The following is a 26,829-nucleotide window of genomic DNA, read 5'->3' as shown; positions in this document are numbered from 1 at the left end:
CCGGAAGTGTCGCACAGGCTTTGCGGCACGTGCAGACAGCGGGCATCGATCCGTCCGCTATAATCAGATACTTTCCTGTTCGCCGGTCCTGTCATGTTCGAGTCGCTCAGCCAACGCCTTTCCACCACCGTCAATCGCCTGCGCGGCCGCGGCCGACTGACCGAGGAAAACATCCGCGAGTCGCTGCGCGAAGTGCGCATCGCTCTCTTGGAAGCCGACGTCGCGCTGCCCGTGGTGCAGGCGCTGATCCAGCGCATCAAGGTGCGTGCGGTGGGCCAGGACGTGATGAAGAGCCTGAGTCCGGGCCAGGCCCTGGTGAAAGTCGTCAGCGACGAGCTGACCACGGTGATGGGCACCGCCAATACCGAACTGAACCTGGCCCAGCAGCCGCCGGCGGTCGTTTTGCTGGCCGGCCTGCAGGGTGCCGGCAAAACGACCACGGTGGCCAAGCTGGCGCGCCTGCTGACCGAGCGCAAGAAGAAAAAGGTAATGGTGGTGAGCTGTGACGTCTACCGTCCGGCCGCGATCGAACAGCTACGCACGCTGGCCGAGCAGGTCGGGGTGAAGTTCTTCCCGTCGGACGCGTCGCAGAGTCCGGTCGACATCGCCAAGGCCGCGATCGCCGCGGCCAAGCGCGAAGTGATCGACGTGCTGCTGGTCGACACTGCCGGCCGTCTGGCCGTCGACGAAGCGATGATGGCCGAGATCAAGGCGCTGCACTCGGCGATCAATCCGATCGAGACCTTGTTTGTGGTCGACTCGATGACCGGCCAGGATGCCGCCACCACGGCGAAGGCGTTCAGCGAGGCGCTGCCGCTGACCGGCGTGATCCTGACCAAGACCGATGGCGACGCCCGCGGCGGCGCGGCGCTGTCGGTGCGCTACATCACCGGCCGGCCGATCAAGTTTCTGGGTGCGGGCGAGAAGACCGATGCGCTCGAGCCGTTCCATCCCGATCGTCTGGCCCAGCGCATCCTAGGCATGGGCGACGTGCTGTCGCTGGTCGAGGAAGTCGAGCGCAAGGTCGATCAGGAAAAGGCCCAGAAGCTTGCCCAGAAGGTGATGAAGGGCAAACGCTTCGACTTGAACGATATGAAGGATCAGCTCGAGCAGATGGGCAATATGGGCGGTCTGGCCGGCTTGATGGACAAGTTGCCCGGCGTCTCCAGCCTGCCGGACAGCGTCAAGTCCAAGGTCAACGACAGCGAGATGAAGCGCATGATCGCCATCATCAGCTCGATGACCAAGAAAGAGCGCCGCCATCCGGATCTGCTGAACGGCTCGCGCCGCGCCCGCGTGGCGCGCGGCTCCGGCACCCAGCCGGCCGACGTCAACCGCCTGCTCAAGCAGTACATGCAGATGGAAAAAATGATGTCCAAGCTGTCCAAGGGCGGCACCAAGGGCCTGATGCGCCAGATGCGCGGCGCGATGAAGGGTATGGGTGGCACGGGCGGAATGGGTGGCATGGGCGGTGGCGGCTTGCCGCCGATGCGCTGATGTGAAGGCGGGGAACGGGGAACGGGGAACGGGGAACGGGGAACATTGGCTTTGCTGGACTTGTTGAGTGCGCGGCAGGAATGGTTTTCTTATTTCGGGCTTTTGGCAGTTACGCTCATCCCCGTTCCCCGTTCCCCGTTCCCCGTTCCCCGTTCCCCGTTCCCCGTTCCCCGTTCCGCGATTCACCCAGCTATTCCCTTTTGGCGAAAAACCGCTAAAATGCTTCGTTTACCGCGCACGTCTCTCGTGCGCCTGCCGATATCCGGCAATTCTGGAGCTTTACTATGGTTAAGATTCGTCTTTCGCGCGGCGGCGCCAAGGGCCGTCCGTTCTACCACGTTGTCGTCACCGATCAGCGCAACAAGCGCGACGGCCGCAACATCGAGAACATCGGCTATTACAACCCGGTTGCGGCAGGCAAGGACAAGCGCCTTGAGCTGAACGTCGATCGCGTCAAGGAATGGGTCGGCAAGGGCGCCCAGCTGAGCGACAAGGTTGCCGCGCTGGTGAAGGAAGCTGGTAAGCAGCAGGCTGCCTGAGCGTGAGTGAATCCGGTCGGCGCGTCCTTATCGGACGCATCGTCGGACTGTATGGCGTGCAGGGCTGGCTCAAGATCGAATCCTGGGCCGAGCCGCGCATGAAGATCTTCGATTACCAGCCGTGGCTGCTCAGCACAGAGTCCGGCGCGGAAACGCAGATCGCGGGTGCGAAAGGTCGTCAGCAGGGCAAGGGCATGGTGGCCCAACTGCCCGGTATCGACGATCGCGAGCAGGCCGCCGCGCTGATCGGCATGGATATCCACGTCGCTCGCGAGCAGCTGCCGCCGCCTGGCAAGGATGAGTATTACTGGGTCGATCTCGAGGGCCTTGAGGTTGTCACCACGCAGGATGTGCCGCTGGGTCGGGTCAGTCACCTGTTCGCGACCGGCGCCAATGATGTCGTGGTAGTTCGGGATGGTGCGCGCGAGCGGCTCATTCCTTTTATCCAGGGTTCGTACGTGCGTTCGGTGGACATGTCCGCAAAACGCATGGTGGTGGATTGGGATCCTGAATTCTGAGGTCGCCGGACGGCGACAATAGAGTTGGGAACGCAAAAAGCCGATACCGAGGTCAAGCATTGTGCGTATCGACGTCGTTACTCTGTTTCCCGACTTCGTGCGCGAGTGTGCTGCGGTAGGTGTGGTAGGACGCGCGCAGCAGCGCAAGCTGCTGCAGGTGGAAACCTGGAACCCGCGCGACTACACCACCGATCGGCACCGTACGGTGGACAGCAGCTCCTACGGTGGCGGTCCCGGTATGGTGATGTTGATTGAACCGTTGCGTAAAACCCTTGAGGTTGTTCGCAATGCGGCGCCGGAACCGGCGCACGTGATTTATCTAAGTCCGCAAGGAGCGCGGCTGACGCAGGGCAGGGTAGAAGCGCTGGCGAAGTTGCCGCGCATCGCTCTGCTTTGCGGGCGTTATGAAGGTGTGGACGAACGTCTGCTGGCGCACGAGGTCGACGAAGAGCTGTCGATCGGCGATTATGTGCTGTCAGGTGGCGAGTTGGCGGCGGCGGTGATCATCGACGCGGTGGGTCGCTTGCAGGACGGTGCATTGAACGATGCGCAGTCGGCCGAACAGGATTCATTTTCGGATGGCCTGCTCGATTGTCCGCACTATGCGAAACCGGTGCACGATGCGCTGGGTTCGGTACCGGAGGTTCTGCTTTCCGGTGACCATGCGGCCATTGCCCGCTGGCGCCACAAGCAGTCGCTGGGACGAACCTGGTTGCGCCGCCCGGAGCTGTTGGCGCAGCGGGTACTGGATGCTGAATCCCGTGCGCTGCTAGATGAATTCCGTCGCGAATACGTGACGGCTCGAAATTAAATAGTGCGGCCATGGATGGCCGCTGATTGATTCTTGCGATCAGGGATGAGCGCAAAAACCCAGAGGTTGCCATGAACAAGATCATTGAACAGTTCGAAGCCGAGCAGATTACCCGCCAGCTGCCGGAATTCGGCCCCGGCGATACCGTGGTCGTCAACGTCAAGGTGAAGGAAGGCAACCGCGAGCGCGTGCAGGCGTTCGAGGGCATCGTCATCGCCCGTCGCAGCCGCGGCCTGCATTCGGCCTTCACCGTGCGCAAGATTTCGCACGGCACCGGGGTGGAGCGCGTGTTCCAGTCGCATAGCCAGGCGATCGATTCGGTCACCGTGAAGCGCAAGGGCAAGGTCCGCGGCGCCAAGCTGTATTACCTGCGTGGTCTGGAAGGCAAGGCTGCCCGCATCAAGGAAGACGTGGCCGCCGCCGCTGCTGCCAAGGCCGCGAACAAAGCCAAGGCTGCCGCTGCCGCTTCCAGCGCCGAGTAAGAACGTTCGGACGATCCCGCCCGGGATCGTCTGGCACAACAAAAAGCCCGCGGAGCGATCTGCGGGCTTTTTACGTTTCTGAACAACTCGCGGCTCGGTCAGTTGCCGACCGCCTGCATGACGACGCTGCCGGAAGAGGTCAGCCTCTGCGGTATCTGCAGGAAGTTGCCCTGCACGAAGTCCACGCCGCAAGCGAACAGCAGCGAGGTGCTGGTGGCATCCTCCACCCACTCGGCAATGGTCTGGCGATTGAGCGCTTTCGCTTGTTCGCAAATCTCGGCGATTTTCTTCTGGCTCTCCGCGTGCTGCGGCAAATCGGCCATGTAGCTGCGGTCGATCTTCAGGTAATCCGCATCGATATGGTTGAGCAACTGGAACGAGTTCAGGCCCGAGCCGAACTGCTCCAGCGCAAACTGTCCGCCCAGTTTTTTCCAGCCATTGACGAATTCCTGCGCCGGCCGAAGCATGGTCATGATCTTGCTTTCAGTCATTTCCAGCACGATGCGCCCATGCTTGAGCGCCGCCCGCTTGAGTCGCTCGGCCAGCCAGGGCAGCAGGGTTTCGTCGCTGATCGAGTCGGCGGTCAGCTTGACGAAAAACGTGGTGTGGATGCCCTGGCTTTCGCGAATCTGCAGCGCGCTGATGATCCGGTGCAGCACCCAGCGATCGATGGCGCTGTTGAGCTTGTTCTTTTCGGCGATCGGCATGAAGAAGGCCGGCATGACTTCGCCCTTCGGCCCGTTCATGCGCAGCAGGATTTCCGAATACTCGCCTTCGGCGTCCTGCAGGCTGATGATCTGCTGGTGATAGAGCACCAGGCCGTTTTTCTCCAGCGATTCTTTGAGCAGGTCGAGCCAATAGAGGTCGCGCTCCTGATCGGCTTTTTCGCCGGCGGCGGGATCGTTCAATTCGACCTTGTTGCCGCCCAGGCTCTGCGCCATGCGCAGTGCCTGGCTGGCTTCGTTGAGCAGCTGATCGGCATTGGCGTTCTTTTCGCCCAGCAGGCTGCCGCCGATGCTGGCGGTAAGGCTCAATGAGCGTTCGCCTGCGTCGAAGATTTCCGTGCTGATGCTTTCCTGCAATCTGGCAATCCAATCCCTGACGGCGTCGTCTTCGCGCGAATCGAGCACGATACCGAAGGTGTGCTCCGCCAACATGCCCGCGACGTCGTCGGTACCGAGCAGCATGCGCACGCGACCGGCGAACGCGGCGAGCAGCTCATCGGCCTTGCTCAGGCCGATGCCGGCCACCAGCGCTTTCCAGTTGTCCGGTTCCACCAGCAGCAGAGACTGCCCCTTCTTGCCGTTGGTGGCGCTGGCGACCGCGTTGTCCACACACTCGAGCATGCGTGAACGGTTGAACAGGCCCGTCACGGGATCACGCTGCAGCTGCTCGAGGACGGCCGGATCGACCTGCTGCCGGCGGAATACGATCTGCAGGCAGGGCTCGCCCTCGAACGTGGCCGGGGCAAATTCCACGGTGGCCTCGAACTGGCTGCCGTCGGCGCGACGCGCGTGCAGCGCCATTTGCGAGGGCACTTTTTCGTGCCGGGCGTGGCCCTTCAGCAGCAGCTTGAATTCATCAGCATTGGCCGAATCCACCATGTCCATCACGGGCAGCCCGAGCAGGTCATCGAAGCTGAGATAGCCGAAATTGTCCAGGTAGGCCTGATTGGCGCGCACGTGCATGCCTTCGTGGACGTAGGCGATGGCGTCGTTGGACGAGTCCAGCAGCGCATCGCAACGACGCTCGGATTCGCGCAGCGAGGTTTCCAGCCGGCGCACCTGCCGGCGCGTCTGCAAGGCCTCGAATTCGCGCTGCAGCACGATGATCAGCTGCTTGGGCTGATTGCGCGGCGCGACGCCGCGGGCGCCGGCCACGAAAAGATCAGCCACCTGCTGGCCGTCCACCTTGTCCAGCAGGCCGATGATCGAGTAGTCGCGGCCGTTCGCGTCCAGCGCCTGCACGACTTCGCGCAACGCCAGACCCTTGATCGACGGGTCGAACATCACGATGTCCGGCTCCAGCTCGTCGATCGCCTTCTGCAGCTGCTCGGCGCTGGTGGCGCGGGCCGGGCGCACGGCGATGCCGCTGTTGCGCATCAGGCTGATGATCTGTTCGGCCTCTTCGAGCGAGTTCTCGATGAAGAGGATCTTGATGACGTAATCTTTTTTCATGAGGCGTCGAACTGTCCGTTGGGCACCGCTGACTCTACCTGGCTGGTTTCCGGCGCATCCGGCTGACCACATTCATGCCTGTGTTTGTAGCGGATTCTTCCCGCAGCCGCCAGCAAAAAGCGTCGCCGTGGAAAGTTGCACAGAAACTACAGCGGCAGCTTCGAGGCCTCGCCGCCCACTTCGCGGACCAGCGTGGGAACCAGATAGCCGGGCAACCTGGCACGCAGGTTCTTCACAAGATCCAGCGCGCGGGCGTCATCCACTTCGAAATGCGCGGCACCCTGCACCCGATCGAGCTGGTGCAGGTAATACGGCAGCACGCCCGCGGCAAACAGTCGCTCGGATAGTTCGGCCAGCGCATCGGTGCTGTCGTTGATCCCGCGCAGCAGCACCGCCTGATTGAGCAATGTGACGCCCGCCTCGCGCAGTTGCGCGCAAGCGCGGTCGACGCCGACATCGAATTCGTTGGCGTGGTTGGCATGCAGCACGATGACTTTCTGCAACGGCAACGCGGCCAGCCATGCCAGCAGGGCGGCGTCGACCCGCTCGGGGAGCACCACCGGCAGCCGCGTGTGGATGCGCAGCCGGGTGACGTGAGGAATGTCGGCCAGCCCGGCGCTCAGCTCTTCCAGTTTTGCGGTCGCCAGCGCCAGCGGATCGCCGCCGGAGAGAATCAGTTCGGTGATCGAGCTGTCCTCGCGCAGATGGGCCAGCGCCTGCCGCCACTGGCCGGCGGCGGCCATTTCTTCGGCGTAGGGGAAGTGCCGGCGGAAGCAGTAGCGGCAGTTGATCGCACAGCTGCCGCTGGCGATCAGCAGCGCGCGGCCATGGTATTTGTGCAGCACGCCGTGGGCGGCGCGGGCGTCCATGTCGCCCACCGCGTCCGTGACGAAGCCGGGTACGTCATCGAGCTCGGCGAGCTGAGGCAGCACCTGCAGCAACAGCGGGTCGCGCGCGTCGCCGTGGCGCATACGTCGCACAAAACCGCGCGGCACACGCAGCGCGAAGCCGGCATCCTCGGCAGGCAGCCGGGTCGCCAGCTGCTGCAGGCCGAGCAGGGCGAGCAACTCGTCGGGCTCCGTGACCGCATCGCGCCAGTGGTGACGCCAGTCGCCGCCCTCGGTGCCGGTGGCTGAGGTTAGGCGGGCGGCGGTGCTTGCAGGTATCATGTGCGGCCTCGGTGCGGGCGTGTTGCCCGACTGACCTATTATTTTAGCCGCTGATGGCAGCGGTTTGATGTCACTTCTTCTTTTTCGGAGCGAAATGCATGGCGACCCTTGGCCTCAATGATGTCAAAACGGGCAAGAAGATTCTTCACAACGGTGATCCATGGATCATCACCGAAGCCGACTTCGTCAAGCCGGGCAAGGGTCAGGCCTTCACCCGCATCCGCATCCGCAACCTGAAGGATGGCCGCACCACCGAGCAGACGCTGAAGTCCAGCGACTCGTTCGAGGAAGCCGACGTGGCTGATACCGATATGCAGCTGTCTTTCATCGACGGCGTCGGTAAGGACCGCGTGTGGAACTTCATGCAGATGGAGACCTTCGAGATGGCGCAGGCCCCGCTGACCGCGATGGGCGACGCCTGGAAGTGGCTCAAGGGTGAGGAGGAGTGCGTGGTCACCCTGTTCAACGGGCAGATCGTTGCGGTGCAGCCGCCAAAGTTCGTCGAGCTGAAGATCGTGCAGACCGATCCGGGCGTGCGCGGCGACACCTCCGGCGGTGGCGGCAAGCCGGCCACGCTGGAAACCGGCGCCGTGGTGCGCGTGCCGCTGTTCGTCAACCAGGACGAAATCATCAAGGTCGATACCCGCACCGGCGAGTACGACAGCCGCGTCAAGTAAGCGCGTCAAGCTCCGGTCATGCCGGAGCGTCAGCATCGAGGGGCGGACGTCGCAGGACGTGCCGCCTCTTGTTTTATAAACTCCGGACCAACCAGCGGCCCACGGGAGCGAGCCTACGATGAGTGAAACTTTGCAGCCGATCGACCTTCTGATCGAGGCGCGCTGGGTGGTACCGGTGGAACCGCACGCGGTGGTGCTGGAAGATCACGCCGTCGCGGTGAACGGCGACCGGATCGTCGCGCTGCTGCCGATCGCCCAGGCGCGTGCGCGCTATGCGCCGCGCGAACGCGTCGAGCTCAGCGAGCACGCGCTGATTCCCGGCCTCATCAACAGCCACACGCACAATCCCATGACCCTGCTGCGCGGCCTGGCCGACGATCTGCCGCTGATGGTTTGGCTGCAGCAGCACATCTGGCCGGCCGAGGCCAAGGTCATCGGGCCGGAGTTCGTGCGCGATGGCGTGGAGCTGGCCGTGGCCGAGATGCTGCGCGGCGGCACCACCTGCGTCAACGAGAACTATTTTTTCCCCGACGTGATCGGCGCCACGTATCGCCAGCTCGGCTTTCGCGCGGTGGTCGGTTTGCCGGTGATCGATTTCCCGACTGCCTGGGCAAAAAGCGACGACGAATATTTCGAACGTGCCGGTGAAGTGCATGACAGCTTTCTTGGCGAGGCGTTAATCACCACCGCCTTCGCGCCGCATGCGCCGTATACGGTGTCCGACGAGAGCTTCAAGCGCATCCGCGTGCTGTCCGATCAGCTGGATATTCCGGTGCATCTGCATACGCATGAAACCGCGCACGAAGTTGAGGAAGAAAAGAAAAAGAGCGGCCTGCGCCCATTCCAGCGCCTGCAGAAACTGGGCCTGATTAACGACCGTTTGATCGCCGTGCACATGACCCAGCTCACCGACGGCGAGATCGCCGTCTGCGCCGAATCTGGCGTGTCGGTGGTGCATTGCGCGGAGTCGAACATGAAGCTGGCCTCGGGGTTTTGCCCTGCGGAAAAGCTGCGCCGCGCCGGCGTCAATGTGGCGATCGGCACCGACGGCTGCGCCTCGAACAACGACCTGGACATGTTTGGCGAGATGCGCAGCGCCGCGCTGATGGCCAAGGCGGTCGCCGACGATGCGGCGGCTTTCGATGCGAGCTATACGCTACGCGCGGCCACGCTCAACGGCGCAAAGGCGATTGGCCTGGAAGCGAAAATCGGTTCCATCGAAGTCGGCAAGCAGGCCGATCTTGCGGCGGTACGGTTGAGCGATCTGGAAACGCAGCCGATGTTTCATGTGGTGTCGCAGCTGGTCTACGCGGCCGGGCGTCATCAGGTCAGCGACGTGTGGATTGCCGGTCGGCGCAAGCTCGCCAATCGCGTCCTGCTGAACATCGATACCGACGCAGTGATTGCCCGAACGCGCGCCTGGCGCGAACGCATCGCCGCGCATTGAGTTGCCATTGGACACCGGAGCCAGCATGCATCGTTATCTCGTCCTCGCCATGCGTCGCGCCAGTTTCGATGCCGCCGTGGTGCCGCTGCATCAGCGGTTTCTTGAGGACCTGCGCACTCAGGGGCGGATCGAATTGTCCGGCCCGTTCGGCGACAAGTCGGGTGGTGCGTATCTCTTGCTTGCCGAGGATCTTACCGAGGCGCAGGCAATCGCCCATCGCGATCCGGCGCATACCAGCGGCGGCTGGGATATCACGCTGTACGAATGGGCAGCCCGCTAAACTCGCGTCCTGTTCCGGAGAATTCGATGATGCAGACCGACCCGCACGCCGGCGCCAATGTAAGCGCCGAAGAAATTGCCCATTTCGACAAGCTCGCCGCACGCTGGTGGGACCCGGACGGCGAATCGCGCCCGCTGCATGATCTGAATCCGGTGCGTGCGGCGTACGTCGCCAAACACGTCGACCTGCGCGGCGCGCGCGTGGCCGACGTCGGCTGCGGTGGCGGCCTGCTCAGCGAGGCGCTGGCGCGCGCCGGCGCCCAGGTCACCGGCATCGATCTGAGCCAGAAGGTGATCGACATCGCCAGGCTGCATCTGTACGAGTCCAACCTCAGCGTCGACTACCGGGTGCAGTCGTCGTCCGAGCTGGCGGCCGCCGAACCCGCAGCTTTCGACGCGGTGTGCTGCATGGAGCTGATCGAGCACGTGCCCGATCCGGCGGCGCTGGTGCAGGATCTGGCCACGCTGCTCAAACCCGGCGGCTGGCTGTTCATGTCCACCCTGAATCGCACGCCCGCGTCTTTTGGTGCGGCGATTCTCGGCGCCGAATACGTGATGCGCATGCTGCCCAAGGGCACGCATCACTACGCGCAGTTTCTCAAGCCATCCGAGCTGGGGCGCCTGCTTCGTCACACCGGGCTTGAGCTGGAAGAGGTTTCTGGCCTTGCCTACAACCCGCTCAGCCGCAAAGCGTGGCTGAGCCGCATCACCGCGGTCAATTACATTCTGTGCGCGCAAAAGCCCTTATGAAATCAAACGCGCTGAAATCGTTGCCCGACACCATCGATGGCGTGCTGTTCGATCTCGACGGCACCTTGCTCGACAGCGCGCCGGATCTCTACGCCGCGCTGGTCGTCCAATGCGGCGAAGAGAACATATCCCCGCCACCTTATGCCCCCGTGCGTGCCGTGGTGTCACGCGGCGCGCGGGCCGTGCTGCGCTGCGCGTTTGAAGACCGCGGCAAGCCGGCGATCGAAGCGCTGGTGCCGCGCTATCTGGATATCTACCAGCGCGTGATGGGCGAGCAGACGACCACCTTCGACGGCATCGACGCCCTGCTGGAACGTATCGAAACGCGAGGCATGCGCTGGGGCGTCGTTACCAACAAGGCGGCGTTTCTCACCGACGATCTGCTGGTGCGCATCGGCTGGGGCGGCCGCGCGCATGCGGTGGTTTCCGGCGACACGCTGCCGGTGAAAAAACCCGATCCCGCGCCGGTGCTGCTGGCCTGTGAGCGCGCGGGGCTGAAGCCTGCGCACGGCGTCTTCGTCGGCGACGATCGGCGCGACATCCAGGCCGGTGCTGCCGCGGGCCTTTACACCGTTGCGGTGAGCTGGGGCTACCTGGACGGCGGCGATCCGCACACCTGGGGCGCCGACGCGGTGGTCGATCATCCGGACCAGCTGGCCGAGCTGCTGCGGCTGCAGGCCTGACATGGTCGAACAAAGCGCCAAGCTGCAGAGCTTCATCGACAAGTGGCTGGCGGTGCAGCCGCAGCAGCGCGTGGCGCTCGCCTTCGTCGACGGGCGGCAATACCCCGGTCATATCGCGCTGGCGGCGCTGGAGCAGGAACTGCTTGCCGCGGCCTATGGCATCCGCGAGCCGCAGGTTGCCGTGGCCAAGCTCAACTGGTGGGCTGAAGAATTATCCGGCGCGGCCACCAGCGGCGGACGTCATCCGCTGACTCAGGTGATCTTTGACGACGAGCGGGCGCACGCGATCGACGGCGAGCGTTGGTTGGCGCCCGTGCTGGCGGCGATGGCGCAGCTGGAGCAGGGCACCGCGGCAGACTTTTCGGCACAGATAGTCGCGGCGGAGCCTCTCCACGGCGCGCTGGCCGCGCTGGAAACAGCCTGGTGGTTCGGGCCCGAGGCTTCTGCGGAGCGTGCCTCGCGCGTCGCGGCACTCAATCATCTGCTGTACGCGCTGCTGCGGCTGCAGACGGATGCCGAGCGCGATCGGCTGCCGCTGCCGATGTCGCGCATGGCGCGTTACGGACTGAGCCGCGCCCAGCTGCGCGCATCAAGCGACGCGCGCCAGCAAGCGGTAAAGGCGCAACTCGATGATTTGCTGGTCAGCTGGCGTGAATCGGCCCGATTGCCCGGGCCGCTCAGCGTGTTTCGCGCGCTGGAATCGCGGCACGGCAGCCGACTGACGCAAAATGCCGCACGCGCGTCGGATTCGCTCGCCGCGTTGCAGGCGGGGCAGCCGCGCAGCGGGCTTGCCACCACGCTGCAAGCCTGGTCCGCGGCGCGCGCCTGGCGGCGGCACGCGGGCTGAATCGCCCATCACGGCCGACATCGGACGGACAGATACCGTCGTTATGATGTTCGGTATGCGGGACGCGGGCGGGTCGGTTCGGGCCTTCTGCGAGACGCACCGTTTCCAGCAGGCCACTATTGCGTGAAGCAAGGCTTGCCCCAAGATTCACCGCTCTCGCGGCCAACTACCCGCCGCTGTCAGGATTGATCCATGTCAAATCAGGAAAATACCGCCCGCCTGCTGCCCGACGTCGCCGTGCATGCGCAGCCCCATCTGGCCGGCGCGCTCGACTGGGTCGGCATGGCCGATATCCAGGTGCCCGTGCATTTCGACGCCGGTGACGGCGAAGTGCATCGCACCAGCGCCAAGGTCGGCGCCTTCGTCAATCTGAAGCGGCCGGACAAGCGCGGCATCCATATGTCGCGGCTGTATCTGCAGGTCGAGCAGGTGCTCAGCGCGCAGCCGCTCACGGTCGATACGCTGCAGCAGCTGCTGCGCGGCTTTCTGGAGTCGCACAAGGATCTCTCCGACCGCGCCTGCCTCAGCGTCAAGTTCGAACAGCTGGTGCGCCGCCCCGCGCTGCGCAGTGACAACAGCGGCTGGCGCTCCTATCCGGTGACGATCGAGGCGAGCCTTACCGGCGATAGCTTTCTGCTGGAGCTCGGCACCGAGGTCGTTTACTCCTCGACCTGTCCGGCCTCGGCCGCGCTATCGCGTCAGCTGATTCAGGACCAGTTTTCGAAAGACTTCGACGCCGGTAAGCCGATCGATGCCGCGGCCGTGCTGGCCTGGCTCGGCAGCGAGCAGGGCATCGTCGCCACACCGCATGCGCAGCGCAGCGTCGCCTGCCTGCGCGTGCGCCCCAGCGTTGGCGTAGGGCTGAATTTGATCGACCTGATCGACCGCGTCGAGCACGCGCTGGGCACGCCGGTGCAGACTGCGGTCAAGCGCGAGGACGAACAGGCCTTCGCCTTGGCCAACGGCAGCAATCTGATGTTCTGCGAAGACGCCGCGCGACGCATCCAGAAAGCGCTCTATGCCGACCCGCGGCTCAGCGACTTCCACGTTCGCGTCGAACATCAGGAAAGCCTGCATCCGCACGATGCGGTGGCCTATGCCAGCAAGGGCGTGGAAGGTGGTTTCGGCTCGACGCCGTAATTCGCATCGAGCTGCGCGCCGCTGTCTCAAGGCGTCGCGATCCCGGGCAGCAGCAGCGGATCGAGCCTCACGCCGAACCAGTTGAAGCCCCAGTGCAGGTGCGGGCCGGTCACTCGGCCGGTCATACCTGACCGGGCGATGACTTGCCCCTGGCTGACGCGTTGGCCGACCGTCACCTCCAGGTTGGACAGGTGCAGAAAGTTGGAGCTGAGGCCGAAGCCGTGGTCGAGCACGATGGTGCCGCCGGTGAGGTAAAGGTCCGGCTGGGCGAAGGTGACGATGCCGGCGGCGGGCGCTCGCACCGGTGTGCCCTGCGGCACGGCGATGTCCATGCCGGAGTGCGGCGCTTTCGGGTCGCCGTTGTAGACACGCTGGTTGCCGAATCGGCCGCTGATGCGGCCCTGCACCGGCCAAATGAATCCGCTGAGGAAATCTTCGCGGTCGTCGTCGCGGCTGCGGACCGCCGTCACCGCGGCCTGTTCGCGCTCGATGCGGGCGGCGAGCGCTGGCGGCGGGTTCACCGTGGCCGGCGGCACGCCGTTGACGTACTCGATCGGCCAGTCGCGCGGCGCGATGGCGATGAGGGTATCGCGCCGCAGGCCGTCCGGCTCGACGACGCTGACCGCCAGCGGGCCGTGCTCGTCGCGACCGGCGCCAAAAACGGCTACGCCGTCGTCGCCGACATGCACGCGTTTGCCGGCGACGTCGAGCCGGCTGCCGGGCTTGAGTCTTACAACCACCAGACCACCCTGCGACAGCGTGTCGGGAAGGCTGCTGGCCACAGGGCTGCCTGCGAGCGAGGATCCGCAGTGCAAAAGACCGATCAACAGCGCGAGTACAAGAGCGAACTTCGTGGTCAGCCGGTTACGGGGCATCGGCTGAGTCCTCCGGGGCGCGGCATGGTGCATAGTGGAAGTGATCGGGCACCGGATCGTCGCCGCCGTGGCAGAACGGCTGGCAGCGCAGCAGCCGCCAGCCGGACAGCAGGCTGCCGCGCCATGGACCAAAGCGCAGCACGGCAATGCGTGCATAATCCGAACAGCTGGGATGGAAGCGGCAGCGTTTGCCGAGCAGTGGACTGATCCAGCGCTTGTACAGACGGAGCAGCCACAGTATCAATCGGGTAGGGGAATTCACGTTGCCGGCACGAAGTACAGCGTCTAGTGGCGCGATTATTCCAGATGCGAGCTTGCTGGTGGTAAACACTTTGGGCTATAACACCCGGTCGTCACGGCCGAAACGGTGAAGGGATATGGCGAATACGACGCGTAGTTCAAACGCCGCCAAGGCGCAAAAAGGAACGACTTCGGCCAAGGCGCATGCTGGCAAAGGCGGAGCGTCGAAGGCAGCTCAGAAAAAAGGATCAGCCGTGAAGAGCGCTAGCAAGGTACCTGCGAAGAAAACGCCGGCTGCAAAGCCGGTCAAGAAAGCGGCGGCGAAAAAGCCGGTGGCGAAACCGGTCGCTGCCAAGAAACCGGCCGCCAAGTCCGCCGTGAAAAAGGCCGTCGCCAAACCGCAACCCAAAAAAGCCATCCTTTCCCAAAAGCCCGTCGCCCAGAAAGCCGCACCGAAAAAGGTAATAGTGAAAAAACCAGCTCCCAAAGCCGCACCTGCAAAGAAAGCGCCGGCACCGAAGCCGGTGGCCAAGGCAGCTCCAGCAAAAACCCATGCCGCGCCTCCCGCCAAAAAAGCGCCGGCTCCGGTCAAGCCGGCCACCAAGCCGGTCGCGCAACCTGCCGTTGTCAGCAAAGCTGCCGCGGTGAAAGCAACGCCGGCCAAGTCGGTGGAAAAGGCAGCCCCCGCTGCTGCACCCAGGAACGCATCCACGGCCTCGGCGACCAACCTTTTCAAAGGCAAGGTCGCCAGTGCTACCGCCATGGTGAAGCCTCGCGCTGACGAAGCCGATCCGCACCATGCTTCCCCCAACAAAAATCAGAAAAACTCGTCATCATCAATGAATAAATTGGCTACGAAAAAACTCGATAACGGCGTCACCCGCGAAGACGGGCGTTACGCATTACCCGCGACCAGCGTGATTGTGTTGCCGAAGGGTTACAAACCCTCCAGCAAAGAGGAGTACATGAACCCCGAGCACCTGGCCTACTTCCGTAACAAGCTTCGCGACTGGCGCGACCAGCTCGTGGAAGAGTCGCGCCAGACCATGGACAACCTGCGTGACGAAGTGCGCGACGTGGGCGACGAAGCCGAGCGCGCCACGCGCGAAACGGAAAATTCGCTCGAGCTGCGCACCCGCGATCGCTACCGCAAGCTGATCTCCAAGATCGACAAGGCCCTGCGCCGCATCGAAGACGGCAGCTACGGCTTCTGCGAAGAAACCGACGAGGAGATCGGCGTGGAGCGTCTCGACGCGCGCCCCATCGCCACGCTGTCGCTCGATGCGCAGGAGCGTCGCGAGCACTTGCAGAAGCAGATGGGCGACTGAGCTTGCTGCAATACTCGTTCATACAAAAAGCCCCGCCTGAATGCGTAATGCTGTTCACTTAAGCATTGCATCGTAGCCAAGGCGTCCCAAGAATCCGGCCTTCACCTGTTGAAGGCCGGATTTTTTTGTGTCCCTGCAAAGTGTTCTGTTTGATATCGATGAGCTGCACTCGTTCTCTGATCTGAGTACCTTCGCGCAGCATATTCCGGTCGAGTGGGTAGCCTCGGCGCTGGCTCTTTCCTCCTCGGCCACAATTCGCCGCCGGCGTTTGCCGTCAGATCAGGTGCTGTGGCTGGTGCTGGGCATGGCACTGTTTCGTAACGAGCCGATCTCGGAGGTGGCTCGTCGGCTGAACATCTGCGCACAAGGCTTGGCCAGCGACAGTCTGTTGGCGCGCAGTGGCGTCTCTCAGGCGCGTCAGCGCCTTGGCGCCGAGCCGCTGCAATGCCTGTTCCGTCAGACCGGCGAGTGCTGGGGCAAGGAGCGCTATCCCGGCGATGACTGGCACGGCTTGCAGGTGCTGGCCGCCGATGGCGCGGTGTTGCGCACCCCGGACACCCCGGCATTGCGTGAACACTTCGGCTCGGGCAATACCAGCACCGATCGCCAGACACCGTTCCCGATGATGCGACTGGTCGCCCTGATGAATGTCCGTTCGCACGTCATGCTGGATGCCCAGCTTAGTCCTTATCGGCGCAGCGAAATTCGCTTGGCCGATGAGTTCATCGACCGCATACCGGACCGCTCAATCACCCTGTTGGACAAGGGCTTCTGGAGCGCTGACCTGCTGCTGCGTCTGGCCGGTGGCGGCCAACAACGGCATTGGCTGATTCCTGCTCGCAAAAATCTGGTGTGCGAGACACGGGAGACTTACCACGCCGATGATCAGTGGGTGCAGATGAAGGTCTCGCCGCAGGCACGCAAACGTAACCCCGAACTGCCTGCGGTCTGGGAAGTGCGAGCCGTGAGCTACATGCACAAGGGACAGCGAAGAACGGTCTACACCTCGCTGCCAGCCGAGCACTACTCCAGCGAAGCCGTTGCACAGTTGTATCGGGAGCGCTGGGAAATCGAGTTGGGCTTCCGGGACATCAAGAGCTCCCTGCAACACAATGCCGTCACGCTGCGCAGCAAGACCGTCGCGTTGATCTATCAGGAAGTCTGGGGTTTGCTCCTGGGCTACAACGTGATCCGTCGCGAGGCCAGTCAGGCCGCCGTAGCGCACGGCCAAGAGCCAGCCCGAGTGCGCTTCAAGTTCGCCTATCAATACATCGCCGCCCAACTCATTGTCATGGCGGCAGCGCAACCTCTATCACGCACCGGAGTGCGACTGGCTCAACTCAGGGCCGGAATCGGCAACCTGTTTCTGAATAGACGACCTCGGCCTTCCAGGCCAAGGTCCGTCAAAATATCCAAGACTCGCTACCCCGTGAATCGAAAGGCTGCTCCGCTTAAGTGAACAGCATTACGCCTGAATGCGGGGCTTTTTTTGCTTATCGGTTAGTGAGAGCTGAGCGTTCGACGCATGTATCGCGGTGACGAAGGATCCGACTTACCTCAACGCCTGCGCCGCGTATTGCTTCAGCTGGCTCAGCATGGCGGCTAGTCCATTGGAGCGCGTCGGCGACAGATGCTTGGCCAAGCCAATGGTGCCGATAAACTTCGGCTCGGTATCAACGATCTCCTGCGCCGAGCGGTCGGAGTAAACGCGCAGCACCAGAGCGATCAGGCCCGATACGATGGCCGAGTCGCTGATCGCGTCGAAGTGCATGCTTGCCGCGTCTCCGCCGGGCACCAGCCACACCATCGACTGGCAGCCGTGCACGCGATAGCTTTCGGTTTTCCATTCCTCGGGGAAGGGCGGCAGCTGCTTGCCCAGATCGATCAAGTACTGGTAACGCTCGGTCCAGTCGCCGAAAAAGGCGAACTCTTCGGCGATCTCGCGCTGCGCTTCGGTAGCGCTGGTGGTTGCATGTGTAGTCATGACGGCATTATCGCGCGCTTCGGGTGAAATCCGGGGCGTGTCCGAATGCCTCAGCTTTTCAGCACGCTCCAGCGCGTGCCCTGCGCGCCATCTTCGATCACGATACCCATCGCCGTCAGCTCGTCGCGGATGGCATCGGCGCGGGCAAAGTCACGGGCAGCGCGCGCGGCACGACGCTGCTCCAGCAGATCATCGACGCGTGCGGCGTCTACCTCGTTCTCGCCGCGCTTGAGCCATGCCTCGGGGTCTTGCTGCAGCAACCCGAGCAGGGCGCCGCCGCCGAGCAGGGCGGCCTTGGCCTCGCTGCTGCCGCTGTGCCGCGCCCGATCGGCCAGCTGCGACAGCTCGGCCAGCGCCTGCGGCGTGTTGAGGTCGTCGCAGAGCGCCGCTTCGATGCGCTCGGGCACCGGCAGGTCGCCAGTGGGAATCTCGATAGGCGCTAGATCACGCAGCACGCGATACCAGCCATCCAGCGTGCTGATCGCCTGCTGGATGGCGCTTTCCGACCAGTCCAGCGGCTGGCGGTAGTGCCCGCGCAACAACAGCAGGCGCAGCGCCTCGGGCGGATGCAGCTTGAGCAGTTCGTGCACCAGCAGCACGTTTCCCAGCGACTTGGACATCTTGCGGCCGTCGAAGGTCAGCATGCCGTTGTGCATCCACCAGCGCGCAAACGTCTTGCCGCCGTGCGCGCTGGTCGACTGGGCGATTTCGTTTTCGTGATGCGGAAACAGCAGGTCGACGCCGCCGGCGTGGATGTCGATCGTCTCGCCGAGCTGGGCGGCGCACATCGCCGAGCATTCGATATGCCAGCCGGGGCGACCTCGGCCCCAGGGGCTGTCCCAGCCCGCGAGATCCGGCGTGGAGGGCTTCCACAGCACGAAATCGGCGGGATTCTTTTTGTACGGCGCGATCTCCACGCGCGCGCCGGCGATCAGTTCCTCGGTGTCGCGGCCGGATAAAGCGCCATAGGCTGGATAGGAGTCGACGTCGAACAGCACATGGCCTTCGGCGGCGTAGGCGTGGCCGTTGGCGATCAGCGCCTTGTTCATCGCGATGATCTCGCCGATATGCGCGGTCGCGTGCGGCTCCAGATCCGGCGGAACGATGCCCAAGCCGGCCATGTCCTCGTGGTAGGCGCGGGTGTAGCGATCGGTGATCGTGCTGATCGGCGCGCCCTCGCGCTGCGCGGCAGCGTTGATCTTGTCCTCGACGTCGGTGATGTTGCGAGCGTAAACGACATTCGGATAGTGCCGGCGCAGCAGGCGCGCCAGCACGTCGAACACAACCGGACCGCGCGCGTTGCCGATATGTACGTAGTTGTAGACCGTAGGGCCGCACAGATACATCGTCACGCGCTGGGGATCGAGCGGTGCGAAAAGCTCCGTGCGGCGCGTCAGGCTGTTGTAGAGCGAAATCGGCATGGGCGAAAAATCCGCAACGGAGGCGTCGTGCTGAGCAGGCAAACTTAGCCCAGCATCTTAACAAGATGTAAGTGGAACGGTTGCGTACCGTTAATTCTAAGCCTGTATTCAGCGTGAACTTGATGCAATGAGAGCAGGGAGCACACCTCGCGCTCCACGTCCCGAGATTGGAGGTCGCAATGACCAGGTTATGGCTTTCCACGCTGGCGCTGGCCCTTGTGGCCACCAGCATCCACGCGCAGGACGTGCGTTATTCCGACCAGCCACCCCCGCCGCCTCCGGGCGCGCCCGGTCCGGCAGGTCCCGGCCCCGGCCCCGATGACAATGCGCACTTCGGCTGGGCCGACGTGCTGCGCGCCGATCCGGTGCAGGGCATCGTTCGCACCACCGTACCGCAGCAGCAGTGCTATAACCAGCAGGTGGTTCAGCACGACCCGGGCAACAGCGGCGTCGGCACCGTGCTTGGCGCTGTCGTCGGTGGCGTGCTCGGCCACACGATCGGCAAGGGTGATGGCCGGGTTGCAGCAACGGTGGGCGGAGCCGTCGTCGGCGGCGCGGTGGGCAATCACGTGTCGGATCACGGCGGCGATTACACCACCAACCAGACCAACTGCCAGCAGGTAAACACGGTCAGCGATCAGCGCCGGATCATCGGCTATGACGTCGAGTATCGCTACCGCGGTGAGGTTTACACCTCGCGTCTGAACTATGACCCGGGCGAGCGCCTGCGCGTTCGAGTACAGGTGCAGCCGGCCGATTGATAGCCTGGCCGGTCAGCCTCGTTTCACTGGATCGCCGCCTTCGGGCGGCGTTCCTCGTTTGGGACGCCGAATTTTCTGTTGCACGGCAGCGAAATTCTCGCCATGATGTGAACTCACCCGCTGGAATCTCCATGTCCGCAGCCGTCTATACCGCCAATGTCCTGACTAGCGCCCGCATGGCTGCTGGGATGACGTCGCGTGCGCGCCGACCGTTATATCGACATTCGGCCGGGTAGGCTGTCGCACGCGTTTCATGTGTATCGACGATAAAACCCGGCCATGTGCCGGGTTTTTTGTTTTTAGGTTTGGGATCCATCACGCCGTTCCATCGGTTAATCACCAAGAGCTGCCACTCATGACGATTCGACATTTCATCACCACCCAGGATTACAGCCGCGCCGAGATCGATGCCTTGCTGGCGCAAGCCGCGGAGTTCAAGTGCTCGCCGCGTGGCCAACAGCTGGCCGGCAAGTCGATTGCGCTGCTGTTCTTCAATCCCTCGATGCGCACGCGCACCAGCTTCGAGCTCGGTGCCTTCCATCTGGGTGGCCACGCGATCGTGCTGTCGCCAGGCAAGGACGCGTGGCCGATCGAGTTCGAAGTAGGCTCGGTGATGGATGGCGATACGGAGGAGCACATTGCCGAAGTGGCGCGGGTGCTGTCGCGTTACGTCGACCTGATCGCCGTGCGAGCGTTTCCCACATTCCAGGACTGGGCGGTCGACCGGCAGGACCGCGTGATCAAGGCGTTCGCGCAGTACGCCACGGTACCGGTGATCAACATGGAGACGATTACCCATCCTTGCCAGGAACTGGCTCATGCGCTGGCGCTGAAGGAGCATCTTGGCGATCTGCAGAACAAGAAGTACGTGCTGACCTGGACCTATCACCCCAAACCGCTGAATACCGCCGTGGCCAACTCCGCGCTGCTGATCGCGACCAAGCTCGGCATGGACGTGACCCTGCTATGCCCGACGCCGGACTACGTGCTGGACGAACTCTATATGGAATATGGCCGTCTAAACGCCGATCAGAACGGCGGCTCGCTGAAGGTCAGCCACAACATCGAGGAAGCTTACCGCGGCGCCGACGTGGTCTACGCCAAGAGCTGGGGCGCGCTGCCGTATTTCGGCCAGTGGGACAAGGAAAAACCGGTGCGCGAAGCGAGCAAGCACTTCATCGTCGACTCGGCCAAGATGGCGCTTACCAACAACGGACTCTTCAGCCACTGCCTGCCGCTGCGCCGTAACATCAAGGCCACGGACGAGGTGATGGACTCGCCGGCCTGCATCGCCATCGACGAAGCCGAAAACCGCCTGCACGTGCAGAAAGCGGTGATGGCGTCGCTGATCGGTCAGCGCTGATTCCATGTACACGCCAGCCTCCTTTCGCGAATCGCGCATCGACGTCCTGCAGGACCTGATGCGCGCGTATCCGTTTGCCACCGTGGTGGCGAACGGCGTGAATGGGTTTGTCGCCAATCACCTGCCGTTTGAAGTGATTGGCGATGCGCTGTTGCACGGCCACGTGGCGCGCGGCAACGAGCTGGCAACCATGGATGGCGCCGAGGTGCTGCTGATCTTTCAGGGGCCGGACGGCTACATCAGCCCGAACTGGTATCCGAGCAAACACGAGACCGGCCGCGAAGTGCCGACCTGGAATTACGCCGTCGTGCACGTGCACGGGCGCCTGCGGGTAATCGACGATGCGGCGTGGAAGCGCACGCTGCTGGACGTGCTCACCGATCACCACGAAGCCGGCCAGTCGTCGCCGTGGCGTGTCGCCGATGCGCCGGCCGACCATATCGAAAAATCGCTGAAGGCAATCGTCGGCATCGCGGTAACGATCAAGCGCATCGAAGGCAAGTTCAAGCTGAGCCAGAATCATCCGGCGCGCAATCAGGCGGGCGTCGTCGACGGCCTGCGCCAGCGCGACGCCGATGGTGATGTCGAGCTGGCGCAGCTGATGGTCGAAACGAACGAGACCAGATCATGAGTCACGTCATGCCACATCAACATCGCTATCGCGTGGACGTCGACTGGACTGGCAATCTCGGTAGCGGTACCGAAAGCTACCGCGGCTATGAGCGCAGCCACGAGATTCGCGTGTCGGGCAAGCCCGCGCTGGCCGGTTCATCCGATGTCGCGTTTCGCGGCGATGCCTCGCGCCACAACCCGGAAGATATGCTGGTCGCGGCCCTTTCTTCGTGCCACATGCTGGCGTATCTACATCTGGCAGCGACCGCCAAGGTGGTGGTGACGGCGTATAGCGATGTCGCCGAAGGCATGATGGAAACCGAGGCCGGCGGCGGCCGCTTCGTCGAAGTGGTGCTGCGTCCCACGGTGACCATCAGCGCGACCAGCGACGCGGCGAAAGCCGCAGCGCTGCATGCCGACGCGCATCACGCCTGCTTTATTGCCAGCTCCGTCAATTTTCCGGTGCACTGCGAGCTATGCATCGTGGTCGAAACCGCCTGAACCCCACACTTCATTTCCTCTCAAGGATTCGTATCTCATGAGCCAAGCCAGCGCCTCCAAAAAAGACATCGTCCTCGCCTTTTCCGGCGGCCTCGATACCAGCTTCTGCGTGCCGTATCTGCAGGAGCGCGGCTGGGCCGTGCACACCGTGTTTGCCGATACCGGCGGCGTCGATGCGGAAGAGCGCGCCTTTATCGAGCAGCGCGCCGCCGAGCTGGGCGTGGCCTCGCATCTCACGGTCGACGGCGGCCCGGCGATCTGGCAGGGCTTCGTCAAGCCGTTCGTGTGGGCTGGCGAAGGCTATCAGGGCCAGTATCCGCTGCTGGTATCCGACCGCTACCTGATCGTGGAAGCGGCGTTGAAGCGCGCTGGCGAGCTGGGCACCAAGGTAATCGCGCACGGCTGCACCGGCATGGGCAACGACCAGGTGCGCTTCGATCTGGCGGTCAAGTCGCTCGGTGATTACGAGATCGTCGCGCCGATTCGCGAAATCCAGAAAGAGCACACGCAGACCCGCGCCTACGAGCAGGCGTATTTGGAGGAGCGCGGCTTCGAAGTGCGCGCCAAGCAGAAGAGCTACACGATCAACGAGAACGTGCTGGGCGTGACCATGTCCGGTGGCGAGATCGACCACTGGAAAACGCCGGGCGACGGAGCGCGCGGCTGGTGCAAGCCGCGCAGCGAATGGCCGTCCGAAAAACTCAGCGTGACGCTGGGCTTCGAGAAGGGCGAAGCGGTGTCGATCGATAGCCAGAAAATGGCCGGCGACAAGTTGTTGGTCAAGCTCAACGAGCTGTTTGCCGCCTATGGCGTGGGTCGCGGCATGTATACCGGCGACACCACGATCGGCCTCAAGGGACGCATCTTGTACGAGGCGCCGGGCATCGTCTCGCTGCTGACCGCGCATCGCGCGCTGGAAGAGGCCGTGCTGACCAAGCAGCAGAATCGCTTCAAGCCCGAAGTGGCGCGCAAATGGGTCGAACTGGTGTACGAGGGTTTCTATCACGATCCGCTGAAAACCGATCTCGAAGCGTTCCTCGCCTCCAGCCAGAGCTGCGTCAACGGCGAAGTAGTGCTGGAAACCTACGGTGCGCAGGTCACTGCCGTCGAAGTGCGGTCGCCGCATATCCTCAACGCGAAGGGTGCCGTCTACGCCCAGTCGGCCGACTGGGGCGTGGCCGAGGCCGAGGGCTTTATCAAGCTGTTCGGCATGAGCAGCACGCTGTGGGCGGAGATCAACCGCTGATGGGCCACCGGGAACAGGGAACAGGGAACGGGGAACACGGTAGCGAGCTGCTGCGGGCGACCCTGAGTCATCTCAAAACCTTGGTCGCGTTCGATACGCGCAATCCACCGCGGGCCATCGGCACGGATGGTTTGTTCGATTATCTGCGCGCGCAGCTGCCGGGCTTCACGCTGACCCTGACCGATTACGGCGCCGGTGCGGTAACGCTGCATGCAGTACGGGGTACGCCGAAAGTGCTGTTCAACGTGCATCTGGACACCGTGCCCGATTCGCCGAACTGGACGGCCGATCCGCACACGCTGCGCCTCACCGAAACCCGGGCGATCGGACTGGGCGCCTGCGATATCAAGGGCGCGGCGGCGGCGTTGATCGCGGTGGCGAACGCCGGCGACGGCGACATGGCGATGCTGTTTTCCACCGACGAAGAGGCCAACGATGCGCGCTGCATAGCCGGCTTCCTCAGCGAATCGCATCCCTACGAGGCGATCATCGTAGCCGAGCCAACCAAGGGCGAGGCCGCGCTGACGCATCGGGGCATCCATTCGGTGCTGATGCGCTTTGCCGGTCACGCCGGCCATGCGTCGGGTGAGCAGAAGGCCAGCGACAGCGCTCTGCATCAGGTGATGCGCTGGGGCGATGCCGCGCTCGATTTCGTGGCGGCGCAGGCGCACGAGCGCTTTGGCGGACTCACCGGACTGCGCTTCAATATCGGCCGCGTCGAAGGCGGCATCAAGGCGAACATGATCGCGCCGTCGGCCGACGTGCGCTTCGGATTTCGGCCGCTGCCGACGATGAATCCGGATCAGCTGCTGCGTCAATTCCGTACGCTGGTGGAACCGCAGCCGACCGAATTCGAGGAGACCTTCCGCGGTGCCTCACTGCCGGCCGGCGACACCGCGAATGCGGAATCCAATCGCCTCGCGGCGCGCGACCTGGCCGACGAGCTGGAGATTCCCGTCGGCAACGCCGTGGATTTCTGGACCGAGGCCGCGCTGTTTTCCGCCGCGGGCTACACCGCCTTCGTCTATGGCCCCGGCGACATCGCGCAGGCGCACACCGCCGACGAATGGGTAACGCTGGCCCAGTTGCAGCACTACGCAGAAACCATCGATCGGATCATCAATCGTGCACGAACATAAAAACACCCGCCAGACCATCGTGCGCCTGCTGGAAAGCATGGGCAGCGCGAAGGAAATCCAGCAATACCTAAAGCGCTTTTCGCAGCTCGATGCGAAGCGCTTTGCCGTGGTCAAGGTCGGCGGCGCCGTGCTGCGCGACGAGCTGCCCGAGCTGACGTCGTCGCTGACCTTTCTGCAGCAGGTCGGCCTGACGCCGATCGTGCTGCACGGTGCCGGCCCGCAGCTCGATGAGGAGCTGTCTGCGGCAGGCATCGAGAAGCAGACCGTCAACGGCCTGCGTGTGACCTCGCCACAGGCGCTGGCGATCGTGCGCAAGGTTTTCCAGCAACAGAACCTGCGCCTGGTCGAAGCGCTACAGTCGATGGATACGCGCGCCACGTCAGTACCGTCAGGCGTGTTCACCTCGACCTATCTCGATCAGGACGTGTACGGCCTGGTGGGCAAGGTGCAGAGCATCAATCTTGCGCCGATCGAGGCCAGCCTGCGCGCCGGTTCCATTCCGGTCATCGCCAGCCTGGGCGAAACCGAGCAGGGCCAGATCCTCAATATCAACGCCGACTTCGCCGCCAACGAACTGGTGCGCGTGCTGCAGCCGTACAAGATCGTGTTTCTTACCGGCACGGGCGGCCTGCTCGATGACAAGGGCACGGTGATCGATTCGATCAACCTCAGCACCGAGTTCGATCATCTGATGGCGCAGCCGTGGATCAACGGCGGTATGCGGGTGAAGATCGAGCAGATCGCCGATCTGCTGAACGATCTGCCGCTGACCTCATCTGTCTCGATCACGCGGCCGGCCGAGCTGGCCAAGGAGCTGTTTACGCACAAAGGCTCGGGCACCCTGGTGCGGCGCGGCGAGCGGGTGCTGACGTTCAACTCGTGGGAAGGCATCGATCTGGCGCGCATGCGCGTGCTGATCGAGTCGAGCTTCGGCCGCACGCTGGTGGATGATTATTTCGAACGCACCAAGCCGCGGCGCATTTATCTCAGTGAAAACTATCGCGCCGCGATGATTCTCACCGATGAAGAAGGCCTGCCCTATCTGGACAAGTTCGCCGTGCTCGACGACGCGCAGGGCGAAGGCCTCGGCCGCGCGGTGTGGCAGGTGATGCGCGAGGAAAACCCGCAGCTATTCTGGCGCTCGCGCCATGGCAATGTGGTCAACCATTTCTATTACGCCGAGTCCGACGGCAGCCTCAAGCAGCCGCGCTGGAAAGTGTTCTGGTATGGCCTGCCCGACTTCGACACCATCGCCCGCTGCGTCGCACATTGCGCCACGCGGCAGCCGACGCTGCTGGACTGACGCCATGACTTTGTCGAGCAACGTGGCACAAAAAAAATCCATCGGCATCGTCGGTGCACGCGGTCACACCGGCGTCGAGCTGATCCGCTTGATCGCGGCGCATCCCTCGCTCGAGCTGACGTTCGTGTCCTCGCGAGAGCTCGACGGCCAGCGCGTCGCCGACCATGTGGACGGCTATATCGGTGGGCTGCGCTATGCCAGTCTGGATGCGTCGGCGGTGGCGGCGCAGGCAGCCGATGTGGTGATCCTGGCCTTGCCCAACGGCAAGGCGGCCCCGTACGTGGAGGCGATCGAGGCCGCGCATCCGCAGACGCTGATGCTGGATCTGTCGGCCGACTACCGCTTCGACGAGCGCTGGTATTACGGCCTGCCCGAACTCACCCGCGACAAGTGGCGCGGTCAGACGCGCATCAGCAACCCCGGTTGCTATGCGACCGCCATGCAGCTTTCCATCGCGCCGCTGAAAGATCTGCTCGCCGCGCCGCCGGTGTGCTTTGGTGTATCGGGCTATTCGGGTGCGGGCACCACGCCATCGGACAAGAACGATCCGGAAAAGCTGCGCGACAACCTGATGCCGTATGCGCTGACCGGCCACATGCACGAGAAGGAAGCCTCGCGCCATCTCGGCGTGCCGGTGGAATTCATGCCGCACGTGGCGCCGCATTTTCGCGGGCTTACCGTCACCACCAATCTGTATCTGTCGCGCAAGATGACGCGCGAGGACGTGCTGCAGCGCTTTCGTCATGCCTACGACGACGAGCCGCTGGTCAGCGTGGTCGACGAGGCGCCCTGGGTCAGCCGCATCGCGCATCGTCACCATGCCGAGATCGGCGGCTTTGCCTTGTCCGCCGACGGCAAGCGCGTGGTGATCGTGGCGACACTGGACAACCTGCTCAAGGGCGCGGCCACGCAGGCGATGCAGAACATCAACCTGCCCATCGGCTGCGCCGAGCTGGCCGGCATCGATCCGGAAGCGACGGCACGACCGTGAAGCGTCACAGCCGCTCGCATCGTCGCCTATGTCCACTTCCGGAGATCCA

At 63.6% G+C, this 26,829-nt stretch carries 28 protein-coding genes; 22 read left to right on the top strand and 6 right to left on the bottom strand.

The genetic code is table 11. The features are described from left to right. The first annotated feature begins 93 nt into the window (after window positions 1–93). The 5 genes from ffh (at window position 94) to rplS (ending at window position 3,847) form a co-directional block, all read left to right on the top strand. The gene (gene ffh / locus ACDK93_RS13520; protein WP_458069316.1) at window positions 94–1,497 is read left to right on the top strand and encodes a signal recognition particle protein; all 1,404 of its coding nucleotides are present in this window, start codon (window positions 94–96) and stop codon (window positions 1,495–1,497) included. Window positions 1,498–1,781: 284 nt separating this feature from the next. After that, window positions 1,782–2,036, top strand: coding sequence for a 30S ribosomal protein S16 (gene rpsP / locus ACDK93_RS13515; RefSeq protein WP_458069314.1), 255 nt, complete (start codon window positions 1,782–1,784; stop codon window positions 2,034–2,036). A 2-nt stretch (window positions 2,037–2,038) separates the two neighbouring features. After that, on the top strand, window positions 2,039–2,554 hold the full coding sequence (gene rimM / locus ACDK93_RS13510) for a ribosome maturation factor RimM (protein ID WP_458069313.1): 516 nt from the start codon (window positions 2,039–2,041) through the stop codon (window positions 2,552–2,554). Between the two features lie 61 nt (window positions 2,555–2,615). Continuing rightward, complete coding sequence (gene trmD / locus ACDK93_RS13505) at window positions 2,616–3,365, top strand: tRNA (guanosine(37)-N1)-methyltransferase TrmD (RefSeq protein ID WP_458069311.1); 750 nt, start codon at window positions 2,616–2,618, stop codon at window positions 3,363–3,365. Window positions 3,366–3,436: 71 nt separating this feature from the next. Continuing rightward, on the top strand, window positions 3,437–3,847 hold the full coding sequence (gene rplS / locus ACDK93_RS13500; RefSeq protein WP_458069310.1) for a 50S ribosomal protein L19: 411 nt from the start codon (window positions 3,437–3,439) through the stop codon (window positions 3,845–3,847). Between the two features lie 98 nt (window positions 3,848–3,945). Here the strand turns inward: rplS and ACDK93_RS13495 are convergent, their stop codons facing one another. Both ACDK93_RS13495 and epmB read right to left on the bottom strand, forming a co-directional pair. Then, the gene (locus ACDK93_RS13495) at window positions 3,946–6,024 is read right to left on the bottom strand and encodes an EAL domain-containing protein (protein WP_458069309.1); all 2,079 of its coding nucleotides are present in this window, start codon (window positions 6,022–6,024) and stop codon (window positions 3,946–3,948) included. A 146-nt stretch (window positions 6,025–6,170) separates the two neighbouring features. Beyond that, complete coding sequence (epmB, locus tag ACDK93_RS13490; protein ID WP_458069308.1) at window positions 6,171–7,193, bottom strand: EF-P beta-lysylation protein EpmB; 1,023 nt, start codon at window positions 7,191–7,193, stop codon at window positions 6,171–6,173. A gap of 98 nt (window positions 7,194–7,291) precedes the next feature. Here epmB and efp point away from each other — a divergent pair, with 98 nt between their 5' ends. The 7 genes from efp to folE2 all read left to right on the top strand — a co-directional run bounded on the left by efp (window position 7,292) and on the right by folE2 (window position 13,016). Continuing rightward, window positions 7,292–7,870, top strand: coding sequence for an elongation factor P (gene efp, locus ACDK93_RS13485; RefSeq protein WP_458069306.1), 579 nt, complete (start codon window positions 7,292–7,294; stop codon window positions 7,868–7,870). A 118-nt stretch (window positions 7,871–7,988) separates the two neighbouring features. Beyond that, entirely contained in the window at window positions 7,989–9,317 is a 1,329-nt protein-coding gene (locus tag ACDK93_RS13480) for a TRZ/ATZ family hydrolase (protein ID WP_458069305.1), read from the top strand. Window positions 9,318–9,342: 25 nt separating this feature from the next. Then, on the top strand, window positions 9,343–9,597 hold the full coding sequence (locus ACDK93_RS13475) for a YciI family protein (RefSeq protein ID WP_458069304.1): 255 nt from the start codon (window positions 9,343–9,345) through the stop codon (window positions 9,595–9,597). A gap of 26 nt (window positions 9,598–9,623) precedes the next feature. Further along, entirely contained in the window at window positions 9,624–10,346 is a 723-nt protein-coding gene (gene ubiG, locus ACDK93_RS13470; RefSeq protein WP_458069302.1) for a bifunctional 2-polyprenyl-6-hydroxyphenol methylase/3-demethylubiquinol 3-O-methyltransferase UbiG, read from the top strand. Window positions 10,347–10,357: 11 nt separating this feature from the next. Then, entirely contained in the window at window positions 10,358–11,029 is a 672-nt protein-coding gene (gene gph, locus ACDK93_RS13465) for a phosphoglycolate phosphatase (protein WP_458072463.1), read from the top strand. 1 nt (window position 11,030) lies between these two features. Continuing rightward, complete coding sequence (locus tag ACDK93_RS13460; protein WP_458069300.1) at window positions 11,031–11,876, top strand: squalene/phytoene synthase family protein; 846 nt, start codon at window positions 11,031–11,033, stop codon at window positions 11,874–11,876. Between the two features lie 192 nt (window positions 11,877–12,068). Beyond that, window positions 12,069–13,016: a GTP cyclohydrolase FolE2 gene (folE2, locus tag ACDK93_RS13455; protein ID WP_458069298.1), complete on the top strand. Its 948-nt coding sequence runs from the start codon at window positions 12,069–12,071 to the stop codon at window positions 13,014–13,016. A gap of 26 nt (window positions 13,017–13,042) precedes the next feature. Here the strand turns inward: folE2 and ACDK93_RS13450 are convergent, their stop codons facing one another. Together ACDK93_RS13450 and yidD are read right to left on the bottom strand one after the other, a co-directional pair. Continuing rightward, window positions 13,043–13,891, bottom strand: a complete 849-nt coding sequence (locus tag ACDK93_RS13450) for a M23 family metallopeptidase (protein ID WP_458069297.1) — start codon at window positions 13,889–13,891, stop codon at window positions 13,043–13,045. Continuing rightward, a complete protein-coding gene (gene yidD / locus ACDK93_RS13445) occupies window positions 13,881–14,153 on the bottom strand; it encodes a membrane protein insertion efficiency factor YidD (RefSeq protein WP_458069295.1) in 273 nt (90 codons plus the stop codon). Before yidD ends, ACDK93_RS13450 begins: the two co-directional genes overlap by 11 nt. A gap of 115 nt (window positions 14,154–14,268) precedes the next feature. On the opposite strand from yidD, the gene dksA reads away from it, so the two are divergent. Together dksA and ACDK93_RS13435 are read left to right on the top strand one after the other, a co-directional pair. Next, window positions 14,269–15,459 (top strand): RNA polymerase-binding protein DksA, encoded by a 1,191-nt coding sequence (gene dksA, locus ACDK93_RS13440; protein WP_458069293.1) that lies wholly within the window; start codon window positions 14,269–14,271, stop codon window positions 15,457–15,459. A gap of 127 nt (window positions 15,460–15,586) precedes the next feature. Beyond that, entirely contained in the window at window positions 15,587–16,918 is a 1,332-nt protein-coding gene (locus ACDK93_RS13435; RefSeq protein ID WP_458069291.1) for an IS4 family transposase, read from the top strand. 93 nt (window positions 16,919–17,011) lie between these two features. Here the strand turns inward: ACDK93_RS13435 and ACDK93_RS13430 are convergent, their stop codons facing one another. Then, on the bottom strand, window positions 17,012–17,443 hold the full coding sequence (locus ACDK93_RS13430; protein WP_458069290.1) for a SufE family protein: 432 nt from the start codon (window positions 17,441–17,443) through the stop codon (window positions 17,012–17,014). Window positions 17,444–17,493: 50 nt separating this feature from the next. Continuing rightward, window positions 17,494–18,864, bottom strand: a complete 1,371-nt coding sequence (gene cysS, locus ACDK93_RS13425; RefSeq protein WP_458069288.1) for a cysteine--tRNA ligase — start codon at window positions 18,862–18,864, stop codon at window positions 17,494–17,496. 179 nt (window positions 18,865–19,043) lie between these two features. Here cysS and ACDK93_RS13420 point away from each other — a divergent pair, with 179 nt between their 5' ends. The 8 genes from ACDK93_RS13420 (at window position 19,044) to argC (ending at window position 26,780) form a co-directional block, all read left to right on the top strand. Continuing rightward, complete coding sequence (locus ACDK93_RS13420; RefSeq protein ID WP_458069286.1) at window positions 19,044–19,625, top strand: glycine zipper 2TM domain-containing protein; 582 nt, start codon at window positions 19,044–19,046, stop codon at window positions 19,623–19,625. Window positions 19,626–19,980: 355 nt separating this feature from the next. After that, the gene (locus ACDK93_RS13415) at window positions 19,981–20,988 is read left to right on the top strand and encodes an N-acetylornithine carbamoyltransferase (RefSeq protein ID WP_458069284.1); all 1,008 of its coding nucleotides are present in this window, start codon (window positions 19,981–19,983) and stop codon (window positions 20,986–20,988) included. 4 nt (window positions 20,989–20,992) lie between these two features. Further along, window positions 20,993–21,619 (top strand): FMN-binding negative transcriptional regulator, encoded by a 627-nt coding sequence (locus tag ACDK93_RS13410; protein WP_458069283.1) that lies wholly within the window; start codon window positions 20,993–20,995, stop codon window positions 21,617–21,619. 8 nt (window positions 21,620–21,627) lie between these two features. Then, window positions 21,628–22,101 (top strand): OsmC family protein, encoded by a 474-nt coding sequence (locus ACDK93_RS13405; RefSeq protein ID WP_458069281.1) that lies wholly within the window; start codon window positions 21,628–21,630, stop codon window positions 22,099–22,101. Window positions 22,102–22,138: 37 nt separating this feature from the next. Beyond that, window positions 22,139–23,347 carry an argininosuccinate synthase gene (locus ACDK93_RS13400; RefSeq protein ID WP_458069279.1) on the top strand — a complete coding sequence of 403 codons (1,209 nt, stop codon included), beginning with the start codon at window positions 22,139–22,141 and terminating at the stop codon, window positions 23,345–23,347. Then, on the top strand, window positions 23,347–24,486 hold the full coding sequence (locus ACDK93_RS13395) for an acetylornithine deacetylase (RefSeq protein ID WP_458069278.1): 1,140 nt from the start codon (window positions 23,347–23,349) through the stop codon (window positions 24,484–24,486). Before ACDK93_RS13400 ends, ACDK93_RS13395 begins: the two co-directional genes overlap by 1 nt. After that, window positions 24,473–25,789 carry an acetylglutamate kinase gene (locus ACDK93_RS13390; RefSeq protein WP_458069277.1) on the top strand — a complete coding sequence of 439 codons (1,317 nt, stop codon included), beginning with the start codon at window positions 24,473–24,475 and terminating at the stop codon, window positions 25,787–25,789. The genes ACDK93_RS13395 and ACDK93_RS13390 overlap by 14 nt, the downstream gene beginning before the upstream one ends. A gap of 4 nt (window positions 25,790–25,793) precedes the next feature. Beyond that, window positions 25,794–26,780 (top strand): N-acetyl-gamma-glutamyl-phosphate reductase, encoded by a 987-nt coding sequence (gene argC / locus ACDK93_RS13385; RefSeq protein WP_458069276.1) that lies wholly within the window; start codon window positions 25,794–25,796, stop codon window positions 26,778–26,780. The last annotated feature ends 49 nt before the right edge of the window (window positions 26,781–26,829 follow it).

It is taken from the genome of Rhodanobacter sp. BL-MT-08 (genome assembly GCF_054161255.1).
The sequence above is the reverse complement of the archived record's forward strand: the minus strand, read 5'-3'. Positions and strand labels throughout refer to the sequence as shown.